21 protein-coding genes and 2 pseudogenes are annotated in these 25,230 nt (G+C 68.4%); 15 read left to right on the top strand and 8 right to left on the bottom strand.

Annotated elements, in window-relative coordinates; genetic code table 11:
- Positions 1-1,180: 1,180 nt before the first annotated feature.
- The 6 genes and pseudogenes from ACFY5C_RS33455 to ACFY5C_RS33430 form a co-directional block, all read right to left on the bottom strand.
- A complete protein-coding gene (locus tag ACFY5C_RS33455) occupies positions 1,181-2,635 on the bottom strand; it encodes an RNB domain-containing ribonuclease (RefSeq protein ID WP_389451531.1) in 1,455 nt (484 codons plus the stop codon).
- A 296-nt stretch (positions 2,636-2,931) separates the two neighbouring features.
- The gene (locus tag ACFY5C_RS33450; RefSeq protein ID WP_389451675.1) at positions 2,932-3,330 is read right to left on the bottom strand and encodes a transposase family protein; all 399 of its coding nucleotides are present in this window, start codon (positions 3,328-3,330) and stop codon (positions 2,932-2,934) included.
- Positions 3,264-3,686 (bottom strand): annotated as a pseudogene (locus ACFY5C_RS33445) (transposase family protein); the annotation flags it as partial. The pseudogene ACFY5C_RS33445 and the gene ACFY5C_RS33450, both read right to left, overlap by 67 nt.
- A gap of 237 nt (positions 3,687-3,923) precedes the next feature.
- Positions 3,924-4,169, bottom strand: a complete 246-nt coding sequence (locus ACFY5C_RS33440) for a hypothetical protein (RefSeq protein ID WP_389451684.1) — start codon at positions 4,167-4,169, stop codon at positions 3,924-3,926.
- 165 nt (positions 4,170-4,334) lie between these two features.
- Positions 4,335-4,715: pseudogene (locus ACFY5C_RS33435) on the bottom strand (transposase); the annotation flags it as partial.
- Between the two features lie 102 nt (positions 4,716-4,817).
- The gene (locus ACFY5C_RS33430) at positions 4,818-6,035 is read right to left on the bottom strand and encodes a phosphatidylserine/phosphatidylglycerophosphate/cardiolipin synthase family protein (protein ID WP_389451528.1); all 1,218 of its coding nucleotides are present in this window, start codon (positions 6,033-6,035) and stop codon (positions 4,818-4,820) included.
- Positions 6,036-6,769: 734 nt separating this feature from the next.
- On the opposite strand from ACFY5C_RS33430, the gene ACFY5C_RS33425 reads away from it, so the two are divergent.
- The 15 genes from ACFY5C_RS33425 (at position 6,770) to ACFY5C_RS33355 (ending at position 23,460) form a co-directional block, all read left to right on the top strand.
- Complete coding sequence (locus ACFY5C_RS33425; protein WP_389451525.1) at positions 6,770-7,120, top strand: PRC-barrel domain-containing protein; 351 nt, start codon at positions 6,770-6,772, stop codon at positions 7,118-7,120.
- Between the two features lie 660 nt (positions 7,121-7,780).
- On the top strand, positions 7,781-8,263 hold the full coding sequence (locus tag ACFY5C_RS33420) for a hypothetical protein (protein ID WP_389451522.1): 483 nt from the start codon (positions 7,781-7,783) through the stop codon (positions 8,261-8,263).
- Between the two features lie 20 nt (positions 8,264-8,283).
- The gene (locus ACFY5C_RS33415) at positions 8,284-8,745 is read left to right on the top strand and encodes a hypothetical protein (RefSeq protein WP_389451519.1); all 462 of its coding nucleotides are present in this window, start codon (positions 8,284-8,286) and stop codon (positions 8,743-8,745) included.
- A 274-nt stretch (positions 8,746-9,019) separates the two neighbouring features.
- Positions 9,020-9,979, top strand: a complete 960-nt coding sequence (gene ltnD, locus ACFY5C_RS33410) for an L-threonate dehydrogenase (RefSeq protein ID WP_389451516.1) — start codon at positions 9,020-9,022, stop codon at positions 9,977-9,979.
- Between the two features lies 1 nt (position 9,980).
- Positions 9,981-11,264 (top strand): 3-oxo-tetronate kinase, encoded by a 1,284-nt coding sequence (gene otnK / locus ACFY5C_RS33405; protein WP_389451513.1) that lies wholly within the window; start codon positions 9,981-9,983, stop codon positions 11,262-11,264.
- Positions 11,261-11,953, top strand: coding sequence for an aldolase (locus ACFY5C_RS33400; protein WP_389451510.1), 693 nt, complete (start codon positions 11,261-11,263; stop codon positions 11,951-11,953). Before otnK ends, ACFY5C_RS33400 begins: the two co-directional genes overlap by 4 nt.
- Positions 11,954-12,007: 54 nt before the next feature.
- Positions 12,008-13,318 carry an MFS transporter gene (locus tag ACFY5C_RS33395; RefSeq protein WP_389451507.1) on the top strand — a complete coding sequence of 437 codons (1,311 nt, stop codon included), beginning with the start codon at positions 12,008-12,010 and terminating at the stop codon, positions 13,316-13,318.
- A 68-nt stretch (positions 13,319-13,386) separates the two neighbouring features.
- Positions 13,387-14,199, top strand: a complete 813-nt coding sequence (gene otnI / locus ACFY5C_RS33390) for a 2-oxo-tetronate isomerase (protein WP_389451504.1) — start codon at positions 13,387-13,389, stop codon at positions 14,197-14,199.
- A complete protein-coding gene (gene denD, locus ACFY5C_RS33385) occupies positions 14,196-15,242 on the top strand; it encodes a D-erythronate dehydrogenase (protein WP_389451501.1) in 1,047 nt (348 codons plus the stop codon). The genes otnI and denD overlap by 4 nt, the downstream gene beginning before the upstream one ends.
- Before the next feature lie 5 nt (positions 15,243-15,247).
- Positions 15,248-16,000 carry a FadR/GntR family transcriptional regulator gene (locus ACFY5C_RS33380; RefSeq protein ID WP_389451498.1) on the top strand — a complete coding sequence of 251 codons (753 nt, stop codon included), beginning with the start codon at positions 15,248-15,250 and terminating at the stop codon, positions 15,998-16,000.
- 537 nt (positions 16,001-16,537) lie between these two features.
- On the top strand, positions 16,538-18,223 hold the full coding sequence (locus tag ACFY5C_RS33375; protein ID WP_389451495.1) for a ribonuclease J: 1,686 nt from the start codon (positions 16,538-16,540) through the stop codon (positions 18,221-18,223).
- Between the two features lie 380 nt (positions 18,224-18,603).
- Complete coding sequence (locus ACFY5C_RS33370; RefSeq protein WP_389451673.1) at positions 18,604-19,197, top strand: DUF4352 domain-containing protein; 594 nt, start codon at positions 18,604-18,606, stop codon at positions 19,195-19,197.
- A 255-nt stretch (positions 19,198-19,452) separates the two neighbouring features.
- Complete coding sequence (locus tag ACFY5C_RS33365) at positions 19,453-20,115, top strand: hypothetical protein (protein WP_389451670.1); 663 nt, start codon at positions 19,453-19,455, stop codon at positions 20,113-20,115.
- A 419-nt stretch (positions 20,116-20,534) separates the two neighbouring features.
- Positions 20,535-21,596: a fatty acid desaturase family protein gene (locus ACFY5C_RS33360; protein ID WP_389451492.1), complete on the top strand. Its 1,062-nt coding sequence runs from the start codon at positions 20,535-20,537 to the stop codon at positions 21,594-21,596.
- A gap of 220 nt (positions 21,597-21,816) precedes the next feature.
- Positions 21,817-23,460, top strand: a complete 1,644-nt coding sequence (locus ACFY5C_RS33355) for a GMC oxidoreductase (RefSeq protein WP_389451489.1) — start codon at positions 21,817-21,819, stop codon at positions 23,458-23,460.
- A gap of 114 nt (positions 23,461-23,574) precedes the next feature.
- Here the strand turns inward: ACFY5C_RS33355 and ACFY5C_RS33350 are convergent, their stop codons facing one another.
- Positions 23,575-24,063 (bottom strand): carboxymuconolactone decarboxylase family protein, encoded by a 489-nt coding sequence (locus ACFY5C_RS33350; protein WP_389451486.1) that lies wholly within the window; start codon positions 24,061-24,063, stop codon positions 23,575-23,577.
- A gap of 2 nt (positions 24,064-24,065) precedes the next feature.
- On the bottom strand, positions 24,066-25,142 hold the full coding sequence (locus ACFY5C_RS33345; RefSeq protein ID WP_389451483.1) for a dihydrodipicolinate reductase: 1,077 nt from the start codon (positions 25,140-25,142) through the stop codon (positions 24,066-24,068).
- Between the last annotated feature and the right edge of the window lie 88 nt (positions 25,143-25,230).

Genomic DNA, 25,230 nt, shown 5'->3' with positions numbered 1-25,230 from the left:
GCCGTAGACCGCGGACCGCGATTCGGTTCGCCCAACTGATCGGCCTGGCAGATCGTCTCGCACCAGATACGGATGTCGTCCTCGCTGAGCGCTGCTTGCCGTTCTCGATGCGGGAGACCTTCGACTCCGGCTAGGAGGTGGCGCGCGCGAATGCCCGGCCGCTGGCGAATCCGGCGTCCAGGAGTAGTCGACGGTGTCGCCGCGAAGCCAGCTCGTGAACGACTGTCCTCGTCGGGGACGGAGCAGTCGTCCCTCAGCTCCAGATGGAATGCGTCGTTGGAGCCACCGTAGGCTGGGGAGTTCACGGCTGGGCACGTCCCGGCAAGGCCAGCAAGAGAAAACAAGTACTGCAAGCGCAGCTAGGCGAGTCAGCGCCCACCCGGCACTGATCCGACAGGTGCTGGTGGCATCCAGGACGACACCATCTCCCCGCCACAATCCAACACGACCGCGTAATGAATCGAAGACGTCTTGCTGAACCCTCCAGGCAGCACTGCTGCGCCGCGCTCACCGGGCGGCGGGATCTCATTTCGGCTGGGTGCTCTCCAGCTCGCGCTCCCCGTCCTCGCCGGCACGCTGGCCGGTACCGGTCTAGTCTTCGCGGCCATGGCGACAACCTCAACCCCGATGAAATCCAGCGAGCTCATCCAATGCCTCGCGGCTGCTGCGATTGCCACCGTGGTGACCCCTCTGCTGTCTCGCCGCTCCGGTGTGAGCCTCACCAACGACGTACTAATCGTCATTGGAGGACAGCGCGCCCCGATCTCCCGCACATCCATCCGCCGACTCGAGGTGCGCAGCACTTTGGGCGTACGGCAGGTGTCGATACTCCTCAAGAACGGCGAGCGAACATCGCTACGTGCTCCCATTTCATTCGCAGACCGACGCTTAGATGACAAGGTACGGATCCTCGACGAGTGGTGCAGGAAGGGCCAACAGAGCGGGGAGTGATGGGTCGGGGTCGAACATCCAGAGTGCCTGGGGTGGGTCGTAGTGAACCGCCCATGGCACCCGAACATCAAATACGCACGGTCGCTAAAGGCTGTTGCAGAACGCTGACCGATCTCGCAGCAGGGGCTTCGAAGGCCTCACCAGAACGGTGGAAATCGTCGCGCAATAGGGCAGTTGACCTTGCTGCGGCTGGCCGGAACCTGCCGTGATCGCCGATCTGCAGCACCCTTTAGGGCACGGTGAAGAGGACCTTGTCCTCGTCCGCGGCGGGGTCCGCCTGCTTGAGCCTGGCCCTGATGCTGGATCCGAGCTGGAGATCCAGGCCGTTGGTCGAGACGACCTTGGCCAGCACGGCAGGGTCGGCCAGGAACACTTTGCCCTCGCGCGGCCTGCCCCGCTCCGCGTCGGTGTCGATGACCGCGGCGTCGAACACCTCGCCCACGCGGTCCTTGAGCACCGCGGCCTCGGCCAGGTCCACGATCTGCCGGTACGCCAGGCCGCCCTTCCCCCGTGCCGTGTCGCACGGGATGCAGGACAGGGCGTCGAGCACCCAGTTCGGCGGGGCCTTGCCCGCGCACGCCATCACGCACAGCTCACCGGTGTACCGGTCGACCAGGCGCCGCAGCGGAGCCGTGCAATGGGTGTACGGGGCCGCGATCGCTGCGTGCATCGCATACGCCGGCTTCTGGTTGTCGCGGAAGACGGTGTACTCCGCCTTGAGCATCGTGCTCGTGGCCTCGGTGAGGAAGGCCATGTGCTGCTGGTTCTGGGGATCGAGCTTGCGGACCAGCGTGGCGTACGAGATGCCGGGCCGCCAGACGATGCCCAGGGCCTTCGCGATGTCGTGCAGGCGCTTGATCACGTTCTGATCGGCCTGCTCCTTCTGGGTCCGCAGGATGCCGGTACCCGTGTCGAGCATGATCTGGGCCGCGGACATCCCGGTCATGAGGGAGATCTGCTCGTTCCAGCCCTCGACCGGCAGCGTCGCAACGTAGCGCAGCCGGAACGATCCGTCCTCGAGGGTGACCTCCTGGTCCGGCAGATTCACCGAGATGCCGCCGCGCGCGATTTCGACGGCCTCCCGCAGCTCGCCGATCTCTCGCAGCAGGGCGAGGGACTCCTCCGCCGTGCCGTTCTCGATGGCCTGCTGGGCGCCGGCGTAGTCGAGCTGGGCCCGACTTCGGATCATGGCCCGGCTCACGGACGAGTCGGTCAGATTGCCGTGGGCGTCGAGGTCGTGCTGCCACAACAGGGCGGGGCGGTCCTTGTTCGGCAGCAGGCTGGCCGCGCCCTCGGAGAGGACGGGCGGGTGCAGGGGCACCTTGAGGTCGGGGAAGTACAGCGTTTCGATCCTGTCGTGCGCCTCGATGTCCAGTGGGCTGCCCGCCCTGACGAAGGTCGCCACGTCCGCGATGGCGTAGTACACGCGGTAGCCGCCACCGGGCCTCCGTTCCAGGTGCATGGCCTGGTCGAGGTCCTTCGAGGTCGGCGGATCGATCGTGAAGAACGGCAGGTGGGTGGCGTCCTTGTCGGGCAAGCGCGCCTCACCCGCGGCCTTGTCGGCCGCTTTGAGTACGCGCTTGGGGAAGCTCAGGGGGACCTTAAGCTCCGCGCGGAGTTCCTCCAGCGCGGTGCGCAGAGCGTCCTGGGCCTCGGCAGACATGTGCATCGGGCGGCGTTGCATGCCCCGAGCGTAGGGCGGCGGTCACGAACCGGCACGGCGAGCGGGGCCGGGCGGCGGAGGGGACCGGGGCGACGGCGGCCGCGCGGGGAGGGGACACCGCCGGAGGGCGCGCGACGACAGCTACGGCACCTCGCCGCGTTGTCGGATCGCCCGAATACGCCCAGTAGGAGGACGACCCTCCGCCTTGCGATGCACCGCAACGCCGCGCGCTGATCCACCGGGGATTGCGGGACAGCCTTGAACGACCTCGTGCATGGTTGGCCGTGACACGTCGAGGTGCGTGGCGTGGTCGAGGTTCACGCTCGAAGACCGCGGTCGAGGGTGGTGGTCTGCTGGTGTGAGAGCAGTCCGGCGACGGCTTGGACGATGTCACTCATGTGCTCGCGACGGCCAAGGTGTCGAGCAAGAGCCCGCCAGTTCTTGAGGTGGGCGATGCCGTGTTCGACGGGGATGCGCCGTGAGGAGTGCGCCTTGCGTTGCTGCTCGTGTCGCTCCTCGTACCAAGCTGGAGCGTTCTTCTTGAACTTGCGATGGGCGATGTCGCCACCCGCCCGCCGGTCTGCGCGCCCATGCCCTGATAGCCGGCATCCGCGAGGATCTCCAGGAATGGACCGTCGGCCGGGATCTCCAGGAGTGGACCGTCGGCCAGGAGCTGGACCAGTCCCAGCTGTCGGGCCTGGGTGATGTCCGCACAACTACCTGGTCGGACCGGACTGCAGAACAGCACCCGCCCCCCGGCGTCCGTGAAGATCATCGACTTCACAGCGTTCTGCTTGGTCTTGCCGGAGACGAACCTGTCCCGGTCCTTGCCGCCCGCGGCCGGGCGCCGCACACGGATCTCCGTACCGTCGATGATCCCGGTCCGGCCGCCGGCGCCCAGGTACTCGACGACCTCGGCGAGAGTACGCAGCCGGATGCCCGGCGCGACCGTGCAGCCCCGTTGCGCGAGCAGGGGCCGGACCTCTCCGATGGCACGGGTGACGGTGGAGCGGTCCACGCCGAACCAGCAGGCCAGCACGTCATGGGTGGTGCCATGGCGCAGATTCACCATGGTGGCGAGTAAGCGGTCGACGAAGACGAACTTGTGCTTCGCTCCGGCTCCTACGGCCCGTCGCCGCGGTCGTCCCGCAAGGCGTGCCTGATGCTGCTCGTCCCACAACGGCCCCACCTCAGCGATGAGTTCAGCGACCACCACCGACGACAACCCGGTGATCCGGTACTCCGCGACGATCAACTCACGCGCCCCAGCCCCACCATGCACAGCTCAACGAGGCACCTGGACGCCGAGCTACGGCCAACCATGCACGAGGTCGTTAGAGGTCGTCTTAGCTGGGGTGCGGATGGTATCGGCGATGAGGCGGGTCATCTCGTGCCACAGCCTCCACAAACGGGGGTTGTCTGCCTCGTCGAGCTCAGGCAGGACCTGTTCCAGAGCGGAGAGCATCCGGCGCAGGATCCGGTGCCGCCGTGCGTCGAGGAAGCCACCGTTACTCAGCCAGGTCGTCACGCACCCGGCGATGTCGGCATCGAGCATCAGGAGGTCGACGCCTGCCCGCTCGGCAGAGTTGAGCCGGGCAGGCCATGTCTCACTGCGGAGTTCCTGAAGGAGTCGGGCCACTTCTGCTTCGGGCGCATCGGTTCCTGGCACGCCGCCCATTGTCGAGGAGCCGCCTGCGGAAAGGCATTCGGGTTGCCCGCACCGGCGGCAGCAGATGAGAGCGCTGCGGTTCCGGCGAAGGCGAGGAAGTACTGCGTGCTGCGTTCGTAGCGGCGGTGCAGGCGGCGGCAGCCGTTCAGCCGGGGCGTCGTTCGCTCGACCACCCAGCGGTGCCCACCCAAGCGGCCGGAGGATTCCATGCCGCGGCGGGCGATGCGCGGCACGGTCTGTCGGCGGTGTTGCCATCCGCGCAGGTGATCGAGTGTTGTAGCCCTTGTCGGCATGCAGCTTGGCCGGGCGGCGACGGCGTCGCGGTCGGGGTGGGAGCGGATCGCCGACATGTCGCGCATCAGCGGGATCAGGGCCTGGCTGTCATGCAGATTCGCACCGGATGCCCACCGCGATCGGCAGCCCGTTGCCGTCATTGTCGTGGTCGTAGCCGCGGTCGGCGAGAAGTGCGTCGGTTCTTCTGCGATCAGAGTCAGTGCCGGGCTCGACTGCTTCCGCAGAGGCTCGGCCCCAGCATCAAAGGAAGCGGCGGATGGGGGCGACGGCAGCTTCCCGTATCTGTTGCGCGGTGGAGCGCCTCTTCCAGCGCCCTTTCTCAATCCGCTCGCTGACCTGCAGATCCTCGTCGAAGTGCCGGTCGAGGGTGGCGGTGAACTCTTCGTCCAGAACGGCGAGCATGATCTCCTCGTCGTGGTCGAGGGAGCGACGGTTGAAGTTCGTGGAGCCGATCAGGGTGGCGACCCGGTCAACGGTGATGATTTTGGCGTGCATCATGGTCGGCTGGTACTGAAAGATGCCGACTCCGCAGGCGAGAAGGTCTTCGTAGTGGTTCTGCCCGGCCAGCAGGCAGACCCGCTTGTCGGTGTGGCGGCCCGGGAGCAGGATCTCCACCTCGACGCCGCGCCGGGCAGCCGCGCACAGCAGGTCGATGAAGTAGGCGTCGGGGGCGAAGTATGCCGTGGCCAGGCGGAAGCGTTCCTGGGCGGATGCGAGCATGACCCGCAGGAGGGTCTGCATGTCCTGCCAGCCGAAACTGGCCGAGCCGCGGACGACCTGGATGACGGCGTTGCCGTGTGGCTCGTGGCCGGTGAAGCGGTCCCGTGCGTCGAAGAGGGTGTCGTGGCACTCGGCCCAATTCTGGTTGAAGGCAGCGGCTATGCCATCCACCGCGGGGCCGCGTACCTGGACGTGGGTGTCGCGCCATTCGTTCTCATTACGGGCGTTGCCGCACCATTCCTCGGCTATTCCGACGCCGCCGGTGTAGGCGACGTGTTCATCCACGACGAGGACCTTGCGGTGGCATCGGTGGTTCTGCTTGAGCGGTGAGAGGTACAAGGGCTTGCGGAACCACGCCACTTCCGCACCCGCCCGGTCCATGAGGTCCAGCAGATCCCGTTCGATCGACCTGCTGCCGAAGCCGTCCAGCAGCAGTCGGACCCTCACCCCGTTGCGGGCCCGGTCGGCCAGCTCCTGGGCGAACTGGCGGGCGATGTCGCCGCGCCAGTACACGAAGGTCATCATGTCGATCGTGTGCTCGGCGCCGCGGATGCTCTCCAGCATCGCGGTGAAAATCTCGTCCCCGTTGCGCAACGGCAGCACTGCGTTGCCTTCTGTGGCGGCGATGCCGATCAGCCGCTCCAGCCGGCGCCGCAGCCGCTGCTTGCGCTCGGCGGGCTGGCCAGGCTGTGCGAGGAGAACCGGGTTCGGTTCGGGTTCTCGGTGCGTGCTCGTCATGGCTCCACCCTGGCGCGTTGGAAGGATTGCCTCGCGCTTCCGGCAACCGCCGAGGCGAGCCGACTGTACACACCCGCCGGACAGTGCGGCTGGCGCGGCCCTCACCGGCTGAGCGCATGGCAGGCGTCTCCCCGAGAGCCGTGTGAAATGCCGTCCGGTGCACTGTAGGAGTCTTCGAACCTGCTCGCCCGCCACGTTCTTGCACTCGCAATGTCGGGTGGAATCATGCCGCGCACGTTTCCGGACGAGGCAGTTTCGGAGCACGAGAATTCCTGGAGGTTGATAACTGTGGGAGGTTGATAACTGTGGCTCCGTTGCTGCTCGTTCTTTGCAGGCTCTGGAGCTTTTCGGTGCGGGCTTCGCACTTGAGGCCGTGTGGTGGGTCGCGGCCGTCGTTCTCTTCCTGTGGGTGCTGGGTTTTGTGGTCCGTCCTGTGGTCGGCGGCAGCGGGTCGCGCGTCCACTGGTGGCGCTGGTAGAGGTCGTCTGACTGTCAGAGGCGGGATGGGGGCGGACAGCTCCGAGCCCTCCCCATTTCTATGCTCCGACGCGCTCTTGGACCGTGACACGCATTTATCTGCGTAGGGGGATCCGCGGCCAGGATGTCCTCGCGATGTACGCGCCGGTGATGAGTACGGTCGGCAGGGGTGGGCACCCGGCGCATGAGCAATTCAAGGCATACGGGCCGCGATGATCTATTTCGGCCGTGAACTCGTTGAAGATGGAGATGAATTCGTGAGTTCGGACATGTGGGGCTACCAGCCGACGGCTGGGTACACGGCGGGCAGCAGCCTGATCGGCTACAAGGTCGAAGCGACTGACGGGAGCATCGGCAAGGTCGACAAGCACTCTGACGACGTCGGCGCCTCCCACCTCGTCGTCGACACGGGAGTGTGGATCTTCGGCAAGCACGTCCTGATCCCGGCCGGGCTCGTCAGCGGCATCGACACGGCCGCCGAGACGATCTACGTCGACCGGACCAAGGAGCAGATCAAGAACGCTCCCGAGTTCGACAAGGACAAGCACGCTGAGGATGCGGGCTATCACGAGCAGCTCGGCGGCTACTACGGCAGCCACCGGGCCTGAGACCTGAGCACGGGTGCGGGCGTGAGGACGGCGCCCGCACCCCTGGCCGCCGACAACCAGACCGGTCCGGGCGGCAGGACAACGGGCATGGGCCCTGATCCGCTGGAATAGGTGGTACGGCGCGGCTCGGGCTGCCCTGTGAGGGCGTCGATCATGCCCGCCGCCTGGTGACTGGCGGAGCTGATGCTCACCACCGTCACTTCGCACTTCACGCCCGTGCGATGCGCATGCGGCTGAGCCGGAGGTGCGAACAAGTCTGGGCCGCCGGTGGGTCGCATGGTGATGCACGGGGTCCCGGTGGCTTGGCCAGGCCGGCAGCAGCTTCCCCCGCGTATGGTTCTCGGCGAGCCCCGGCGGGGCCCTCCGGGGCGCTGGTCCCGGAGCGCCCCGGAGGGCCCCGCCTCGTCTGACTTCGTGGTTTGCCGTGCCCTTCCGCCTCCCGCGCCGTTTCACGGTGCTCCGCGAGGTCTCCCAGCCCACCAACCTTCGCTGTCCCCCACCGCGGAGGCCATCCTCATACACGGCCGGGCGCCGCCCTGCGCGCCGACGCTCGTACTTCGGCACGCTGCCCTCCTTCACGAGCCCGGTTGACGGGCCGGTTACTGGATGACCAACCCTGCTGTCACGACCCCGACTGCCGCTCTCGCGCGGTGCGCGAAGATGCGCTGGCGCATCGGGCACGACTTTCGCGCACTCAAGGGCCTGGGCCTGGACGACACCGTGCGTGTGGCCGAGAGCAAGGAGGATCTCGGTCTCTCCGTGGCGTTCGCCGAAGTCGCGTACGAGGGCACGGGCGCGTTGGCAGCAGTCGACGGCTTGGCCGAACGGGGCGAGGTGGTGGTGGGCGTAATCGAGGCTGCCCGTAGCGCCCGCTTCGGCATGCCGGTTGCCGATGGCCCGCGTGAGGGTCACCGCCTGTCCCGAGTACTCGAGCGTGCGCCGGGAGTCGCCCTGCATCGCGTGCAGCCGGCCGGCATTGTCGAGCGCCATGGCCTGCCCGGGCAGGTGGCCGGCCTCGCGGAAGGCCGTAGAACCTGCCCGTTGTGGTCGAGCGCTTCGCGTCGCTGCCCCTGCTTGTCGCTCACCCACCCCAGTCCGCGGTGCGTGTGTGTCTTGGCGACGCCGTCACCAAGGCGGTCGTAGAGCCGCAGTGCGCTCGGGAGATGCGTGTCCAGCGCCGCCGGGTCGGCGCGGTCGGCGCGGTCGGCGCGGTCGGCGCGGTCGGCGCGGTCGGCGCGGTCGGCGCGGTCAGCGCGGTCAGCGCGGTCAGCGCGGTCAGCGCGGTCAGCGCGGTCAGCGCGGTCAGCGCGGTCAGCGCGGTCAGCGCGGTCAGCGCGGTCAGCGACGATGCCGTACAGCTTGGCGTTCGGCCCTCGCCGCTGTTCCCTGCCACGGTCCGGCTGCCCGGTCTGTGTGTAGACGCGGCCGATGCTGCGGTGCGAGGCGGCCCGCCAAGGCAGGGCGACGAGCCGTCGCGCGGCAAGCAGCGCGGCGTGCCCTCCCGCCGCCCAGTGGTGCCAGTACCCGCAGTACTCCACATACGCCTTGAGGCATCGCGCCAACTACCTGCCGCGGGCGGCGTATCCGTGGTCGTGGGCGAACACGAGGACATCGAGAGGCACTGATCGTTCGGAGGTGAACCAGTGGAAAGCGGCATCGAGGTCCACCGGAGCCTGACCGCGCGGATGGCGTGGAATCCGGCTCAGTGCTCAGAGTGTTCGCGTTCGCGGCCGGCGAGGAGCCCCGCATTCATGTGACTGGCATCACAGTAGGCAGGGAGCTGATCGTCAGGTCATCATATGACCTGACCGCAGCACGACCAGGCGAGAGAGCCGGACAGCGCTCGGTACAAGACGGGCCGCGCCCGTGAGAGAGCCGCACGGCAGGACGAGGATGGGCATGAACGACCAGCAAAGGCCGTACAGGCCGGCACGGCCGCGCGTAGGCGTGGTGGGGCTCGGGGCCATGGGTCTCGGCATGGCACGCAGCCTGCGCGGTGCGGGCCACGAGGTGGGGGTCCACGACCTTCGGCCGCAGGTGGCCGCGGACTTCGCCCGGGACGGCGGCACCGCGTACGCCTCCCCCGCCGCCCTCGCCGCCGACACGGACGTCCTCGTCGGCGTGGTGGTCAACGCCGCGCAGGTGGAGGCCGTGCTGTTCGGCCCCGAAGGCGCCGCCGACCGGCTCCGCCCGGGTGCCGTCTACGTGATGTGCTCAACGGTCGACCCGGGCTGGTCCGCCGAGCTGGAGGGGCGGCTGGCCGAGAAGGGGGTGCTGTATCTGGACGCCCCCATCTCCGGCGGCGCCGTCCGCGCGGCCGCCGGTGAGCTGACGATGATGACTTCCGGCTCCCCCGCTGCGTACGCGCTCGCCGATCCGGTCCTGGAGGCCATGAGCAGCACGGTCTACCGGCTCGGCGAGCGGGCCGGGCTCGGCTCCAAGGTCAAGATCGTGAACCAGCTCCTCGCGGGCGTGCACATCGCGGCAGCGGCCGAGGCGATGGCCCTCGGCATCAAGGCCGGGGTCCCGGCCGAAGCCCTGTACGAGGTCATCACGCACAGCGCGGGCAACTCCTGGATGTTCGAGAACCGCATGGCGCATGTGCTCGCCGGGGACTACACACCACTGTCCGCGGTCGACATCTTCGTCAAGGACCTCGGGCTGGTGCTCGACGCCGCGCGACCCGACAGGTTCCCGCTCCCCCTCGCCTCCACCGCGCACCAGATGTTCCTGCACGCCTCGGCTTCCGGGCTCGGCGGCGAGGACGACAGCGCGGTGATCAAGGTCTTCCCGGGTGTGGACCTGCCGAAGCCGGCCGACCTCCCGGATCCGACGGACCTGCCGAAGGCGGAGGGCTGACATGGGAATCCGACTCGGCTGCCTCGCCGACGACTTCACCGGCGCCACCGACCTGGCGAACAACCTCGTGCGTGCGGGCATGCGCGTCGTCCAGCTGATCGACGTACCGGAGGACCGGATCGATGGGCAGGCCATCGACGCCGACGCCGTCGTCATCGCCCTGAAGTCGCGGACGACCCCCGCGTCCGACGCCGTCGACGCCTCACTCCGAGCCCTCGCCTGGCTGCGGGAGGCCGGCGCCGAGCAGATGTACTTCAAGTACTGCTCCACCTTCGACTCGACCCCCGCGGGCAACATCGGCCCGGTCACCGAGGCGCTGATGGACGCGCTGGGCGCGGACTTCACGGTCGCCACTCCGGCGTTCCCCGACAACGGCCGCACCGTCTTCAAGGGCCACCTCTTCGTCGGTGACGTGCTGCTCAGCGACAGCGGGATGCGGCACCACCCGCTCACGCCGATGACCGACCCGAGCCTCGTCTCCGTACTGCAGGCGCAGACCGGGCGGCCCGTCGGTCTCGTCGACCACACCGTCGTCGCGGGCGGCGCCGACGCCGTCCGGACCCGGTTCGACGAGCTGCGCAAGGAGGGTGTCGGGGTCGCGATCGTCGACGCCGTGTCCAACGACGATCTCGTGCGGCTGGGCGAAGCGGTACGGGACCTGCCGCTGGTGACCGCCGGTTCCGGACTCGCGATCGGGCTGCCTGCGAACTGGGGCTTCGAGCCGTCCGCCGCTGCCGCGCAACTGCCGCCGGCAGGCGGGCATGCCGCCGTCGTCTCCGGTTCGGTATCCGTCGCCACGAACGGGCAGGTGCTGGAGTTCCTGCGCACGGGACGGCCCGCGTTCAGCGTGGACCCGCTGCGGATCGCGGCCGGTGAGGACGTGGCCGGGCAGGCGCTCGCTTTCGCCGACGCGCACCTCGCCGACGGGCCGGTCCTCGTCTACTCCACCGAGGCACCCGACACGGTACGGGCCGTCCAGGGCCGCCTCGGTGGCGCCGAGGCCGGTGCGCTCGTGGAGCGGACCCTGGCCCGGGTGGCGCGGGGACTCGTCAAGCGCGGGGTCCGCCGGCTCGTCGTCGCGGGCGGCGAAACCTCGGGCGCCGTCGTCCAGGCGCTCGGCATCACCCGGCTCCGTATCGGACCGCAGATCGCCCCCGGGGTGCCGTGGTGCGCGGCGACGCTGCCCGGCGGCGACACCCTCCACCTCACCCTCAAGTCCGGCAACTTCGGCGGCCCCGACTTCTTCACCGGCTCGCTGGCCCTCCTGGACGGGCAGGCGTCATGACCGCCGACGGGACCACGGACACCACACCCGACACCCCTGTGAACGCCGCGCGCCGCGAGATCGTCCGGGTCGGCACCAGCCTTTTCGCCCGGGGGTACGTGCATGCCAGCGCCGGCAACATCAGCGCGCGGGTCGGCGACAGCCACCTGATCACGCCCACCGACGCCGCCCTCGGCTTCCTCGCCCCCGACCGGCTCGCGCTGGTCGACGCCTCCGGTCAGCAGGTGGCGGGCGACCGCGCCAGCAAGACGCTCGCGCTGCACCGGCGCATCTACGAGGCCGACCCCACGGCCCGGTTCGTCGTCCACACCCACTCCACGCACCTGGTCGTCCTCACCCTGACCGGTGTGTGGGACCAGGACGACGTGCTCCCGCCCATCACCCCGTACTACGTGATGAAGGTGGGGCACGTTCCGCTCGTCCCGTACCACCGGCCCGGCGATCCGCGCGTGGCCGACCTGGTGACCGCCCGTATCGCCGACCGGGCGGCGGGCGGCACCCCGATCAGGGCCGTGCTGCTGGAACGTCTCGGCCCCGTCGTCTGGGGTCCCGACGCGGCCGCCGCCCTCGCCGTCCTCGAGGAACTCGAGGAGACGGCACGGCTCTGGCTCCTGACCGATCGTCGCCCTGAGCCACTCCCCCAACACGCGATCGACGAACTGAGGTCCACGTTCCGAGCAGCGTGGTGACCCGCCCCCACCCCGTCAGAGAATCCCCCTGAGCCGCTTACGAAGGATTGCTTCATGTCCCTGTCTGCGACGACGGGCGAGGCCGCCCCCGACCTCGCCCGTGAGAACGCCGTCTTCCGCAAGGTCGTACGACGCATCGTCCCCTTCCTGATCCTCTGCTACGTCTTCTCGTACCTGGACCGCGTCAACGTCGGCTTCGCCAAGCTGCAGATGTCGGACGACCTCGGGTTCAGCGAGGCCGCGTACGGCCTGGGCGCCGGTCTGTTCTTCATCGGCTACTTCCTCTTCGAGGTGCCGTCGAACCTGATGCTGCAGCGCATCGGCGCCCGTACCTGGATCGCCCGCATCATGATCACCTGGGGTCTGGTCTCGGCGTCGTTCATGTTCGTCAACAGCGAGACGACCTTTTACGTGCTCCGGTTCCTGCTCGGTGCAGCGGAGGCCGGCTTCTACCCGGGCGTGATCCTCTACTGCACCTACTGGTTCCCCTCGCACCGGCGGGCCCGGGTGATCGCGCTGTTCATGTCCGCCATCCCGGTCGCCGGCATCTTCGGCAACCCGCTCTCCGGCTGGATCATGGACCGTTTCCAGGGCGTGAACGGCTGGCAGGGCTGGCAGTGGATGTTCCTGCTGGAGGCCATCCCGGCGCTGATCATCGGTGTGGCGACGCTGTTCTACCTCGACAACGGAGTGCGCGACGCGAAGTGGCTCAGCGACGACGAGAAGGGCATCGTCGAGCGGGCGATCGCCGAGGACGCCGCGCACCGGACGGTGCACGGCAAGGTGTGGGACGCCTTCCGCGAGCCCAGGGTGTGGCTGATGTGCCTCATCTACTTCTGCTTCGTGATGGGCCAGTACGCACTGACCTTCTGGATGCCCACCTTCGTCCAGTCGACCGGCATCGAGGGCAGCCTCGCCATCGGTGTGCTGAGCGCCGTGCCGTTCCTTGCCGCGCTCGTCGCGATGAACGTGTTCGGGCGGTCCGCGGACAAGCACCGTGAGCGCCGTTGGCACCTGGTGATCCCGTCGTTGATGGGCGCCGTCGGCTTCTCGCTCGCGGCGAGCTGGTCCGGGTCGACCGCACTGTCCCTGGCCGCGCTGTCCTTCGCCGCGGCCGGGGTGTTGACCTGTGCCCCGCTGTTCTGGTCGCTGCCGACCGCGTTCCTGGGCGGCACCGCCGCAGCGGCCGGTCTCGCCGTCATCAACTCGGTGGGCAACCTGGCCGGCTTCGTCAGCCCGTACATGATCGGCGCGCTCAAGGACGCGACCGGTTCGACCGAGCTCCCGATGTACGTGCTGGCGCTCAGCCTCGTCGTCGGCGCGGGCGCGGTGCTCACCACGAAGAAGCAGATCGTCAACCGCTAGCCGGTCCGAATCGTCAACAGCTGGCCGGTCTGGAGCGTCAACCGCCGGCCCGACCGAGGAGCCGCACCATGCCGAGGTTCGCCGCGAACCTGTCGATGATGTACACCGAGCACGATTTCCCCGACCGTTTCGCCGCGGCCTCGGCGGACGGCTTCGAGGCCGTCGAGTACCTCTTCCCGTACGCCTACGAGGCCGCCGAACTGCGCCGCCTGCTCGACGAGAACGGCCTGCGCCAGGTCCTCTTCAACGCACCGCCCGGTGCCTGGGACTCCGGCGAGCGCGGCACCGCGGCGCTGCCCGGGCGCGAGGCCGAGACCCGCTCCGGGATCGAACGGGCCCTGGAGTACGCGGCGGCCCTCGGCAGCCCCCGGGTGCACGTGATGGCCGGACTGGTCGGGCCCGACGCCGTGCCCGCGGCCCGGGACACGTACCTGGCCAACCTCGCCTGGGCCGCCGAGCACGCCGCCGCGGTCGGCGTCGACATCCTGATCGAGCCGATCAACGGCCGTGACATGCCCGGCTACTTCCTGAGCCGGCAGACCGAGGCGCACGCCGTGGCCCAGTCGGTGGGCGCGCCGAATCTCAAGGTGCAGCTCGACCTCTACCACTGCCAGATCGTCGAGGGTGACCTCACCACCACCCTGCGCAGGGACCTGCCCACCGGCCGGGTCGGCCATCTACAGATCGCGGGCGTGCCCGACCGCCATGAGCCCGACCAGGGCGAACTCGCCATCGACCATCTGTTCGCTGTCATCGACGAGCTGGGCTTCGACGGCTGGATCGGCTGCGAGTACCGCCCCCGCGCCGGTACGAGCGAAGGGCTCGGCTGGCTGAAGAACCACCTCCACGTCCAAGGGTTCCGAGGAGAGAAAACCGCATGAGGATCGTCATCACAGGTGGCTTCGGCTTCCTGGGCCGCCTGGTCGCCGCGGCGCTGCTGGAGCGCCGGAGGTTCCGCGGCGCGCCCGTCGACCGGCTCGTCCTCGCCGACCGGTTCGTACCGCCGGAGGCACCGGAAGCCGCCGATCCGCTGGTCGACGTCGTGCAGGGCGATCTGGCCGACCGGATCGGGGAGGTGTTCGCGGAGCCGGTGGACGTGCTGATCCATCTCGCCTCCGCGGTCTCGGCCGAGTGCGAGGCCGACTTCGACCTTGGGATGAGCGCCAACCTGGACACGACCAGGGCGCTGCTCGACGCCGCGCGGGCGCAGTCGGCCGCCGGTGGGCCGACGGTACGCGTGGTGTTCTCCAGCAGCGTCGCGGTGTACGGCTCCGACCCGGCGCTGCCGCTGCCGCCGGTGGTCAGCGAGGCGACGCTGCCGACCCCCCGGTCGAGCTACGGGACGCAGAAGCTGATCTGCGAGCAGCTCGTCGCCGAGTACTCGCGCCGCGGTTTCCTCGACGGGCGGGTAGCCCGGCTGATGACCGTGTCGGTGCGGCCGGGCAGGCCGAACGCGGCCGCCTCAGGCTTCCTGTCCGGGATCGTCCGCGAACCGCTGGCGGGCCTGCCGGCGACCTGCCCGGTCGATCCCGCCCTAAGGGTGGCCCTGGCCTCGCCGCAGCGCACCGTCCACGGCATCCTGCGCATCGCCGAGGCCGAGCGCGGCTGCGGTCCGGGCCGGATCGACGGCGGGGTGCCGGTCAACCTCCCGGCGCTCACGGTGTCCGTCGCCGACATGCTGGCCACACTGCGGCGGGTCGCCGGGGACTCCGTCGCGGACCTGGTGACGATCGCACCCGACCCGGCGGTCGAGGCCATCGTGGGCTCATGGCCCGCCGAGTTCGACAACGCCCGCGCCGCCTCCCTCGGCCTGGAGCCCGACCCGACCTTCGAGGCGGTGCTGCGCGACTACATCGAGGCCCACCCGGAGGCGGTCGTCGAGCCTCTCGCGGCGAGTTCGACGGAGTCCGCGCCGATAGACTGAACACCATGTTTTCCAAGGTGAGCGGTCCCGTCCGGCTCGCGGATCAGGTCGCCGCGATCCTCGCGGAGGAAATCGAGTCCGGACGGCTGGCCGAGGGCGACAAACTGCCGACGGAAGTCGAGCTGGTCAAGCAGCTCGGCGTCAGCCGTACGGTGGTGCGCGAGGCCGTGTCCCGGCTCCGCAACGCCGGCCTGGTCGAGCCGCGCCAGGGCCGCGGCGTGTTCATCCTGCCGCGCCGCACCCGGCCGCTCGACCTGGAGGCCGAGGCCGCCGACACCAGGTCCAAGGTCCTGCAGATCGTGGAAGTCCGGCGCGCGATGGAGGGCGAGGCCGCGTCCCTCGCGGCCACCCGCGCCACGGCCGCCGACCTCTCCCGTATGCGGGAGGCCCTGGACGCGATCGACGCGGCGGTCGCGGCCGGCGGTGACGGTGTGGAGGAGGACCTGGCCTTCCACCGGTCCATCGCCGAGTCGACCGGCAACGCGGTCATGGTCTCGACCGTGCGCTATCTGGGCGAGGTCATGCGCAGCGGCATCCGCGTCACCCGAGCCAACGAGGCCCGCCGCGGCGACTTCATCGAAGAGGTCCGCAAGGAACACCACGCGATCTTTGCCGCGATCGGCACCGGCGATGCGGACGCGGCCCGCGCCGCCGCGCTCACCCACATGAAGCAGGCGGCCTCCCGGCTCCAGGACGCGGACGAACGGTTCTGGACGGAGACGGAGGACCTGGCCGTGGACCTGGACGCCGCTCGCTGATCGGGGCGACGGCCGCTTTCCCGTGCTTCACGCGGCTCCATGATCCTCGGAGGGGCTCGCACTCACGGCCGGGGAGCTCACTGTGCGCGTACACATCACATCGACGATGTGACGCGTGTACGGCTCGCGGCCGCACCGGACGGCCTGTGGGAGATCGCCAACGGCTTTCAGCGCCGGGCAGCTCGATGTTCCCTGCCGGGCGGAACAGCCCCGCGCCATAACTGCTGGTCGGCCTCCACTCCGGCCCGCGGCACCGGCGTAGACCCGCACGCCCACTCAGGAACCCGGGGGTAGCCGAACGCGGTAGGGGAAGGGCCGGGTGACAGTGCCCAGCACCGCACCGGTCCAGGAGAGCACGTTCACTCGAGCATCCGGACCCGCGCTCGGCGGGCAGCATGGGCACGGAACCGGCCGACCGCCGGAGTAACCGGAGTAATGCGACATCCCGGGGCAACCGCTGCCGGTGCCCCACTCCGTCGGAAGGAGAGATCACAGGCAATGGATCATCTCTTCCCACTCTCCGGGTAACGTCAAGGTATGAGTCATCCGCACCCCGAATTGAAAGCCGCCCCGCCCCTTCCCGAAGGAGGGCTGCGGGTCATCCCCCTGGGCGGCCTGGGTGAGATCGGCCGCAACATGACCGTATTCGAGCACGCCGGCAAGCTGCTCATCGTCGACTGCGGCGTGCTGTTCCCCGAGGAGACCCAGCCCGGCGTGGACGTCATCCTGCCGGACTTCACCTCGATCCGGGACCGGCTGGACGACATCGTGGCCGTGGTGCTCACCCACGGCCACGAGGACCACATCGGCGGCGTGCCGTACCTGCTGCGCGAGCGGTCCGACATTCCCGTCGTCGGCTCCAAGCTGACGCTGGCCTTTCTGGAGGCCAAGCTCAAGGAACACGGCATCCGGCCGCGCACGGTGCGGGTCCGGGAGGGCGACCGGCGCGGCTTCGGGCCCTTCGACTGCGAGTTCGTCGCGGTCAACCACTCGATCCCGGACAGTCTCGCGGTCGCGATCCGCACCCGGGCCGGGTTGGTGCTGCACACCGGCGACTTCAAGATGGACCAGTTCCCGCTCGACGATCGCATCACCGATCTGCGCGCCTTCGCCCGCCTCGGCGAGGAGGGCGTGGACCTGTTCCTCACCGACTCCACCAACGCCGAGGTCCCCGGCTTCACCACCTCCGAGCGTGAGCTGAACCCGGCGATCGAGCAGGTGATGCGCACCGCGCCGCGCCGGGTCATCGTCTCCAGCTTCGCCAGCCATGTGCACCGCATCCAGCAGGTCCTGGACGCCGCCCACCAGCACGGCCGCAAGGTCGCCTTCGTCGGCCGGTCGATGGTCCGCAACATGGGCATCGCCCGTGACCTGGGCTACTTGAAGGTTCCCTCCGGTCTGGTCGTGAGCACGAAGGAACTGGAAAAGCTCCCGGACCACAAGATCACCTTGGTGTGCACCGGCTCCCAGGGCGAACCGATGGCCGCGCTGTCACGGATGGCCAACCGCGACCACGTGATCCGCATCGGCAAGGGCGACACCGTCCTGCTCGCCAGCTCCCTCATCCCCGGCAACGAGAACGCCATCTACCGGGTGATCAACGGCCTGACCCGGTGGGGCGCCAACGTGGTTCACAAGGGCAACGCCAGGGTGCACGTCTCCGGGCACGCCAGCGCCGGCGAACTCGTCTACTGCTACAACATCGTCAAACCCCGCAACGTCATGCCCGTGCACGGCGAATGGCGCCACCTTCGGGCCAACAGCGACCTCGCCATCCGTACGGGCGTCGACCCCGACCGGGTCGTCATCGCCGAGGACGGCGTCGTCGTCGACCTCGTCGACGGGCGCGCGTCCATCACCGGCAAGGTCCCCGCCGGCAACGTCTACGTGGACGGCATGGAAGTCGGCGGCGCCACCGAGGCGTCCCTCAAGGACCGCCTCACCCTCGCAGAGGAAGGCGTCGTCACGGTGGTGGCGATCGTCGACGCGGACACCGGCGCCCTCGCCGAGGCCCCCGACTTCCTGGCCCGTGGCTTCGTCCACGACGACACCACCTTCGAGGCCGTCGTCCCCGTCATCGAGAAGACCCTGGCCACCGCGGCCGAGGAAGGTGTCGGAGACGCACGCCAACTCGAACAACTTCTTGCCCGCGCCGTGGCGAACTGGGCGTTCCGCACCCACCGCCGCAAGCCCCTCATCATCCCCGTCATCATCGACGCCTGAGCCACATGCCGGCATGACGCCCCTGGTTTCGGTCGGGACTCCCCGGCACTCCAGGGGGCCGGGGGTGGTAGCGCACTGTGGGCGGGTGATGGGCGGGTGCGGCGGGCGGGTGCGGCGGTCGGTTGACGACGAGGCTGTGCACCGATCACGTCCGCGCGGGCGTGGGAGCCGTCGGCCGCCAAGGTGAAACTGACGGTTTCTCTCGAACGCGAAGTCGAGGCGTGAGGAGCTCACCACCGACATAGCTCCATGGGTCAACCGAACACAAAACTACCTCCAGTGCCTTACCCTTGCTGCTCCATGTGGCCAGGGGAGGTCACTGATACATGGGGGGATGCACTATGCGCGCTCACATCCGCCGCGCCTGTGTGCCGACGGTGATGCTGTCCGCCGTTCTGTTGGCGGGGTGTTCGTCGCCGAGCGACCCTGGGGATTCGATCGCGAAGCAGGAGCCGGCGTCGCAAGCACCGGCCGACGAAGCGGCTGTCGAGCCGTCCGCGACATCAGCCTTATCCGCCCCCGGACCCGTACTGGAGGTCGGCGAGACGGGAGAGTTCAACACGGGCGTGACGGACGAGCTCGGCGAGAACTACACGGTCACGTCGAAGATGTCCGTCAAGGTCGTCAGTGCGGAGTACGTGACGCCGGACGACGTCGACACGAGCAACCAGCCAGAGAACGGGCGGTTCGTCAAACTGACGCTCACGCTGAAGAACATCGGCGACGCCCCTGCGGAGATCATGACGTACGGCAGGATGGAGTGGGAGGACACCGACACGGCCGCTCAGGACGCCTCCACGCTGGAAGGTGCCGGCGACGGTCGGAGTCTCGACACGGCCTATAAACCGGGGCAGTCCGTCACCGGATACCTCATCCTCGACGTCGGCGAGGCAGGCGGAACAGTGAGCTACAACGGTTCCGAAGACCCCAACTCAGAGGGCCCAGTGTTTTCCGTGAACCTGCCGAAACCCTGAACGCCGTCAGCCCCGTTCCCGAGATCATGCAGCAATCTGCAGTCGAAGAACCCCCGTGAAGGCGAGGGGGTTTCCCGGTGGACTGGGGTCTGCGGGTGTTGTGGCTGAGCATGCCAGTTGGCCACTCAGAGCAGAGCAGTCGGCCTCGCGTTCCAAGGGCCCGCCCTGCACTCGCGGCGCCCCCTGCCCATAGGACAGCGGACAGTAACTCCGCCCGAGGCGCTACCGGACCCGCCACTAGACTTCGGCACCATGATGGCCGCCACTTCCGTATCGCCCATCCCGGTCGCGCCGGTCGGCTTGACCCGCAGAGCCAAGAGGTTCGTCGAGGTGGAGGGCATCCGGGTGCCTCGGCAGGACATCAAGCGTCTGCGCGACGCCTGGATCGAGCGTGGTATCCCGGCCGCAGAGATCGACCGTGCAGCGGCCTTCCAGGAGCGCTGGGGCGGTCTCGCGCTGCCTCCGGCCCCGTTTTACGAGAGCGGCCCACGCATCCTGGACGCAGACGTTCCCCAGGGTTCGGCCACGGAGGGCTGGTGGATACCGGCCGGGGACTGTCGGGTGTCCATGGCCTACGGATTCATGATTGGCCCCGGTGGCGAGTTCGGGATCCACGGCTCCCGTTGGGCGCCGCTGCATCTCAGTACCGAAGGCTGGGTGGAATCGCTGGCGCTGACCAGCCACGCGAGGCGCTGGGCCAAGACCATCACGAGGATCACCGGCAAGGCCGTCGACTCCCTGGACCTCGAAGGGTACGAGCAGGTACCTGAAGTGCAGGGCCTGACTGACACCTGGTGGCGAGGCAAGGACTCACTCATCGCCCTCTACCGGGGCGAGGCCGTAGGCATGGACGCCCCACGATGCCTTGAGGCCCACGTCTACGGCGATCTCGACGAATGGGGTCTCCACGGGGAGTGACCGCTCGCGGGCACTGTCGGAGCTGAGCGCCTACTTCGCCGGACGGGCCAACTACCGTGCTCAGTCACTCGTCCCCGCGTAGGGGCGAACTGGAGCGTGGCCTAGGGCCGAGCGAAGACGAACTGTCCCTAGGGCGTTCGAGGAACTCAAGCTCACCGTTCTGCTCGCCCGCGGCCGCCATCAGCCGGTGCTCCAGATACCCCGCACAGCGCAACAGACTCGTGGTGCCTCAGGAGAACACGGCTTCCGCGGCGGCGGTCCGGGGGTCGGCGGAGCGGCGGGGCGGCGGGGCGGGGTCGCGTGGCGTTCGGCGGCGCCGGCCGTGGTCCTTCCTCAGTGCCGTGGTGGTGCTACCTCCACCCCGCTTAAGGGGGCGGCCATCATTCTGCCGCCGGAGAATGATCCAGATACTGACACCCATGACGAATCCCACGGTGATACCGGCAGACCCGCCGACGCACAGAGAACGACACGAGCGACGCGTTGGCAGCGACTTCTCCGAATTGTCGCGACGCATAACCGCTGCCGGGCTTCTCCGGCGCCGCCCGCTGTACTACACGGTGCGTTTCGGGCTGGTCGCCCTCGCTCTCGTGGGGTGCTTCGGCGCCTTTCTCGCCCTGGGGGACAGTTGGGGCCAGCTGGTCGTCGCCGTCGTCCTGGCCGCGGTTTTCGGTCAGCTCGGGCTGGCCGCCCACGACCTCGCCCATCAGCAGGTCTTCTCCCGTCGGCGGCCCAGCGAGGCCGGGGGCCTGCTGGTCGCCGACCTGCTGCTGGGCATGAGCTACGGGTGGTGGATGAACAAGCACACCCGACACCACGCGAACCCCAATCACGAGGGAAAGGACCCGGACGTCTCGCCGGACATCCTCGTGTGGTCGCGCCGCCAGGCCCGTAAAGCCAGGGGCCTGCCTCGTATCGTCGGAAAGCACCAGGCCGCACTCTTCCTTCCGTTGCTGACCCTGGAGGGCCTGAATCTGAGCTTCAGCAGCTTCCGGGCCCTGAGAAATCGGTCGGTGAAACGACCGGTCCTTGAGGGCACGCTGCTCGTGACGCATTTCGTGGTGTATTTCGGAGGGCTGTTCGCTGTCCTCTCGCCGGCCAAAGCGCTCGCCTTTCTCGCTGTGCACCAAGGCCTGTTCGGGATCTACCTCGGTTCGGTGTTCGCGCCCAACCACAAGGGGATGCCGATGATCGAGGAAGGGACCCGGCTGGACTTCCTGCGCCGCCAGGTCCTCACTTCGCGCAACGTCCGCGGCGGCGTCCTGGTGGACGTCTTCATGGGAGGGCTGAACTACCAGATCGAGCACCACCTCTTCCCCAGCATGCCGACGCCGGCACTCGCCAGGGCTCAGGCCATCACCGAGCGGTACTGCGCGGAGCTGGGCGTCCCGTACCACCAGAGCCGGCTGATCGCCTCGTACCGTGAGGCGCTGCGCCACCTCAGTAGCGTCGGCGAACCGCTGCGTGCCGCGGAGGGCTGACCCGGCGGACGCCCCCCGCCGCGACAAGCAAGCCTCAGCGATCAGTTTCGGAGACATGGGTCGCTGTATTGGTGGGTGCTGATGAGGCGGGTGCGTTGTCGGTCTGTTTCTGATGCGGGAAAGCCGAGGACGGTAGTCAAGTTACCCGTAGGTTTCTCGTGACTTGTTTCGCGCTTCTTAGTAGAACCCGTTTCTATTATGCGAGAGGAAGGGGATCTGCATGGACTCCAGATCACTCGACACGCAGGAAGGAAGAGGTCCTTCCCGCCGTCGATTTCTTGGTAGAACTGGTTCTATTCTAGGCGCCGCTGCTCTGGGCGCATTCGACCTGCCGACCGCCGCGGCGCTCCCCCGAGATGCCGCCCTGATCGAACCCGGAGCACAGGTCAGCGCACTCGTCATAGGCACCGGGTACGGAGGGTCCGTCACCGCACTCCGTCTCGCCCAGGCCGGCGTGGACGTCCACATGGTGGAAATGGGCATGGCCTGGGACACCCCCGGAACGGACGGCAAGGTCTTCGCCAACACCACCACCCCCGACTACCGTTCGTTCTGGCTGCGCACGCGGACCAAGCAACCCCTGAGCAATTTCCTCGGCTTCCCGCTGGACCGGGACGTGCCGCGGTACACGGGCATCCTGGACGCCGAGGAAATGGGCGGCATCGTGGTGTACCAGGGGCGAGGAGTCGGGGGCGGCTCCCTCGTCAACGGCGGTATGGCGGTGACCCCCGAGAGGAGCCGCTTCCCCGGCGTGCTTCCCTCGGTCGACGCCGACGAAATGTACGACGTGTATTACCCGCGGGCGAACAGCACGCTCGGGGTCAGCTCGATCGACCCGGCCTGGTTCGACACGACGGAGTGCTACAAGTACGCGCGCGTAGGCCGCAAACACGCCGGGCGGTCCGGTTTCCGCTTCATGTTCGTCCCCAACGTCTACGACTGGGACTACATGAAGCAGGAGGCCGCGGGCGCGGCCACCAAATCGGCCCTGGCCGGCGAGATCCTGTACGGCAACAACCACGGCAAGAAGTCCCTGCCGAAGACCTATCTCGCACAGGCCCGCGCTACCGGCCGGGTCAGCATCTCACCGCTGCACAGGGTCACCGCGGTCACCCCCGCCACAAACGGCGGCTACTCCGTGACCATGGAGCAACTCGACACGAACGGGGCCGTCACCGCCACCAAGACCGTGCAGGCGCAACGGGTGTTCTTCGCAGCCGGAAGTGTCGGCACCAGCAAGCTGCTGGTCCGTCTGAAGGCCACGGGCGCACTCCCCGGCCTCAACAACGAGATCGGCAACGGATGGGGCGAGAACGGCAACGTCATGTGCGGCCGGGCCAACCATCTGTGGGACCCGACCGGAGCGCTCCAGTCGTCGATCCCGACGGCGGGTATCGACAACTGGGCAGCGGGGGGTGCGTTCGCCGAGGTGGCCCCGCTGCCGACCGGCATCGAGACCTGGGCGTCGTTCTATCTGTCGATCACGAACAATCCGCACCGCGGCCGGTTCACTTGGAACGCGTCGGCAGGGAAGGTGGAACTGGACTGGCAGACCGCGTGGAAGCAGCCGTCGATCACCATGGCGAAAACGATCTTCGACAAGATCAACGCCAAGGAAGGGACCATCTACCGCACGGACCTCTTCGGCACGTACAAGATCTGGGGCGACCATCTCACGTACCACCCGCTCGGTGGAGCCGTCCTCGACAAGGCCACTGACAACTACGGTCGCCTGCACGGCCATCCGGGCCTGTACGTGATGGACGGCGCACTCATCCCCGGCAACGTCAGCGTCAATCCCTTCGTCACCATCACCGCACTCGCCGAGCGCAACATCGAGAAGATCATCGCTGAGGACCTCTGACCGTTCCCACGTCCCGTCAGGACGTCGCGCGGACAACTGCGGGCCGTAGCCGATGCGGCCCCGGCCCGCAGCCCGTCGGGCCTGATCGGCGTCGCCAGTGTGAGGACGGGTGCCTCAAGAATGCTGTGCCGACGGCAGCACGCAGACACTGTCGAGCCCCAGCACATGATTCAGGCGGCCGAACGCCAGCCATGAACCGATGCTCATGCTCAGTTCCACGATCTCCGCCTGGCTGTAGTGCGCCTTCATCCGACCCCAGAACTCGTCGTCGAGGTTGTGGTGGTCGAGTGCGTAGCGCTCCGCGTACTCGGCGGCGAGCCGTGTGCGTTCGTCGAAGGTGTCCGTGGTCCGCCACTGGGTGACCGCGTCGAGGAACCCGTCCTCGACCTTCTCCCCATCTCGTTCGGTGCGCCAGTCCAGGCAGAACAGACACCCGTTGATCTGCGCGATGCGCAGGCGGGCGGCCTCGAACTCGCGCAGCTCGAGGGTCGTGTATTCATAGACCGCCAGGGAGAAGGTGCTGGCTGCCCGGCCGATCTCGGGCACCAGGTCGCCCCAGACGTACGGGATGGGCTCGGCGCCCTCGGGGATGTCGATCTGCATGATCACTTCTTTCCCAGTTTGCCCACCGCGGGGCGCAGCGGGACGTCGAGTGCGTCGTAGAGACCGGGTTCGGCCTCGGCGAGCCAGTCGATGGCGTTCACCAGGCGGCCGGCTGCCGTCGCATTGCCGCCGGCAGCTCTGTTCTCTGCCTCGTCCGTGGCCTCGACCGTGACCTCTATGCGGGGGCGTCCTTCGATGATGACGCGGTGCGCGCCCGCTCCGCCGTCCGACGGTGCGGGCCAGTCCGGGGCGCAGGTGGCGTGAATACGGGTGACGTGCTCGACGATGATGCGGGGCTCGCCCTCCACCAGGCCCTGCACCTCAAGGCGTACCGCACCCTGAGTGCCGGCGGAGAACTCCCCCATCGTGTCCGTGACGACGGACGTTTCCAGCGGACGGCGTTCCAGTGTCTCCTCGATACCGTCCAGTTCGACGCCCAGGGCCCGCGCCATCATCCGCAGCTGTCCGCCCCAGATCATCGTCGGAATGCCGTCGGCGAGCATCAACGGCTCATATTCCAGGGGGTGTCCCATGCCGATCAGGTGGCGGACCGCTTGCTCTTGGTCGTACGTCGAGTAGTCGAAGATCTCCTGGCAGCGGATGGCGTCGATGTCGGACCCCAGCCCGCTGACCAGCAGCGGGAGCACGTCGTTGGCCCAGCCGGGATCCACGCCCGACACGAACAGCGAGCCGCCGCCGGCCTCTAGGGCCTCGAGCAGCACGTCGCGGATCTCGGCCGGGGCGTTCGTGCAGTCGTACATGCCGTACACGGACGGTGTGACGACGACCGCGCCGATGCGGAGCGCGCGAGTGATGTCCTCGATCGCGCCGTCCAGGCGGACGTCACCGGAGGCCGCGTACACGACCGCGCGGGGACCTTCGGAGAGAACCCGGTCCACATCATCCGTCGCCGCCACCCCGAGGTGCCGGCCGAGTCCGCTGAGTTCGCCCGCGTCCTTACCGACCTTGGCGGGAGTGGACACCAGCACGGCCACAAGGCTGAGCATCGGGTGTGCCGCAACAGCCCGGATGGCCGCGCGCCCGAGGTTGCCTGTGCCCCAAACCACCGTGGGAATCATGGGCGGAGGGTAGCTATGCACCCCAAAACTTCCCATAGTCGTGCAAGAGGAATCGGGCGCAGAGCCGGAGGAGTCCGGCGCGGATAGG

Source organism: Streptomyces sp. NPDC012935 (assembly GCF_042900345.1).
Taxonomy (GTDB): domain Bacteria; phylum Actinomycetota; class Actinomycetes; order Streptomycetales; family Streptomycetaceae; genus Streptomyces.
The sequence above is the reverse complement of the archived record's forward strand: the minus strand, read 5'-3'. Positions and strand labels throughout refer to the sequence as shown.

What these genes read in the sequence shown, in the direction of transcription:
- ACFY5C_RS33455 (WP_389451531.1), bottom strand. Translation starts at nt 2,635, where the DNA reads ATGCAACGCCGCCCGATGCACATGTCTGCCGAGGCCCAGGACGCTCTG.
- ACFY5C_RS33440 (WP_389451684.1), bottom strand. Translation starts at nt 4,169, where the DNA reads ATGCTCGATGCCGACATCGCCGGGTGCGTGACGACCTGGCTGAGTAAC.
- ACFY5C_RS33430 (WP_389451528.1), bottom strand. Translation starts at nt 6,035, where the DNA reads ATGACGAGCACGCACCGAGAACCCGAACCGAACCCGGTTCTCCTCGCA.
- ACFY5C_RS33420 (WP_389451522.1), top strand. Translation starts at nt 7,781, where the DNA reads ATGCGCTGGCGCATCGGGCACGACTTTCGCGCACTCAAGGGCCTGGGC.
- ACFY5C_RS33415 (WP_389451519.1), top strand. Translation starts at nt 8,284, where the DNA reads ATGCGTGTCCAGCGCCGCCGGGTCGGCGCGGTCGGCGCGGTCGGCGCG.
- ltnD (WP_389451516.1), top strand. Translation starts at nt 9,020, where the DNA reads ATGAACGACCAGCAAAGGCCGTACAGGCCGGCACGGCCGCGCGTAGGC.
- otnK (WP_389451513.1), top strand. Translation starts at nt 9,981, where the DNA reads ATGGGAATCCGACTCGGCTGCCTCGCCGACGACTTCACCGGCGCCACC.
- ACFY5C_RS33400 (WP_389451510.1), top strand. Translation starts at nt 11,261, where the DNA reads ATGACCGCCGACGGGACCACGGACACCACACCCGACACCCCTGTGAAC.
- ACFY5C_RS33395 (WP_389451507.1), top strand. Translation starts at nt 12,008, where the DNA reads ATGTCCCTGTCTGCGACGACGGGCGAGGCCGCCCCCGACCTCGCCCGT.
- otnI (WP_389451504.1), top strand. Translation starts at nt 13,387, where the DNA reads ATGCCGAGGTTCGCCGCGAACCTGTCGATGATGTACACCGAGCACGAT.
- denD (WP_389451501.1), top strand. Translation starts at nt 14,196, where the DNA reads ATGAGGATCGTCATCACAGGTGGCTTCGGCTTCCTGGGCCGCCTGGTC.
- ACFY5C_RS33380 (WP_389451498.1), top strand. Translation starts at nt 15,248, where the DNA reads ATGTTTTCCAAGGTGAGCGGTCCCGTCCGGCTCGCGGATCAGGTCGCC.
- ACFY5C_RS33375 (WP_389451495.1), top strand. Translation starts at nt 16,538, where the DNA reads ATGAGTCATCCGCACCCCGAATTGAAAGCCGCCCCGCCCCTTCCCGAA.
- ACFY5C_RS33370 (WP_389451673.1), top strand. Translation starts at nt 18,604, where the DNA reads ATGCTGTCCGCCGTTCTGTTGGCGGGGTGTTCGTCGCCGAGCGACCCT.
- ACFY5C_RS33365 (WP_389451670.1), top strand. Translation starts at nt 19,453, where the DNA reads ATGGCCGCCACTTCCGTATCGCCCATCCCGGTCGCGCCGGTCGGCTTG.
- ACFY5C_RS33360 (WP_389451492.1), top strand. Translation starts at nt 20,535, where the DNA reads ATGACGAATCCCACGGTGATACCGGCAGACCCGCCGACGCACAGAGAA.
- ACFY5C_RS33355 (WP_389451489.1), top strand. Translation starts at nt 21,817, where the DNA reads ATGGACTCCAGATCACTCGACACGCAGGAAGGAAGAGGTCCTTCCCGC.
- ACFY5C_RS33350 (WP_389451486.1), bottom strand. Translation starts at nt 24,063, where the DNA reads ATGCAGATCGACATCCCCGAGGGCGCCGAGCCCATCCCGTACGTCTGG.
- ACFY5C_RS33345 (WP_389451483.1), bottom strand. Translation starts at nt 25,142, where the DNA reads ATGATTCCCACGGTGGTTTGGGGCACAGGCAACCTCGGGCGCGCGGCC.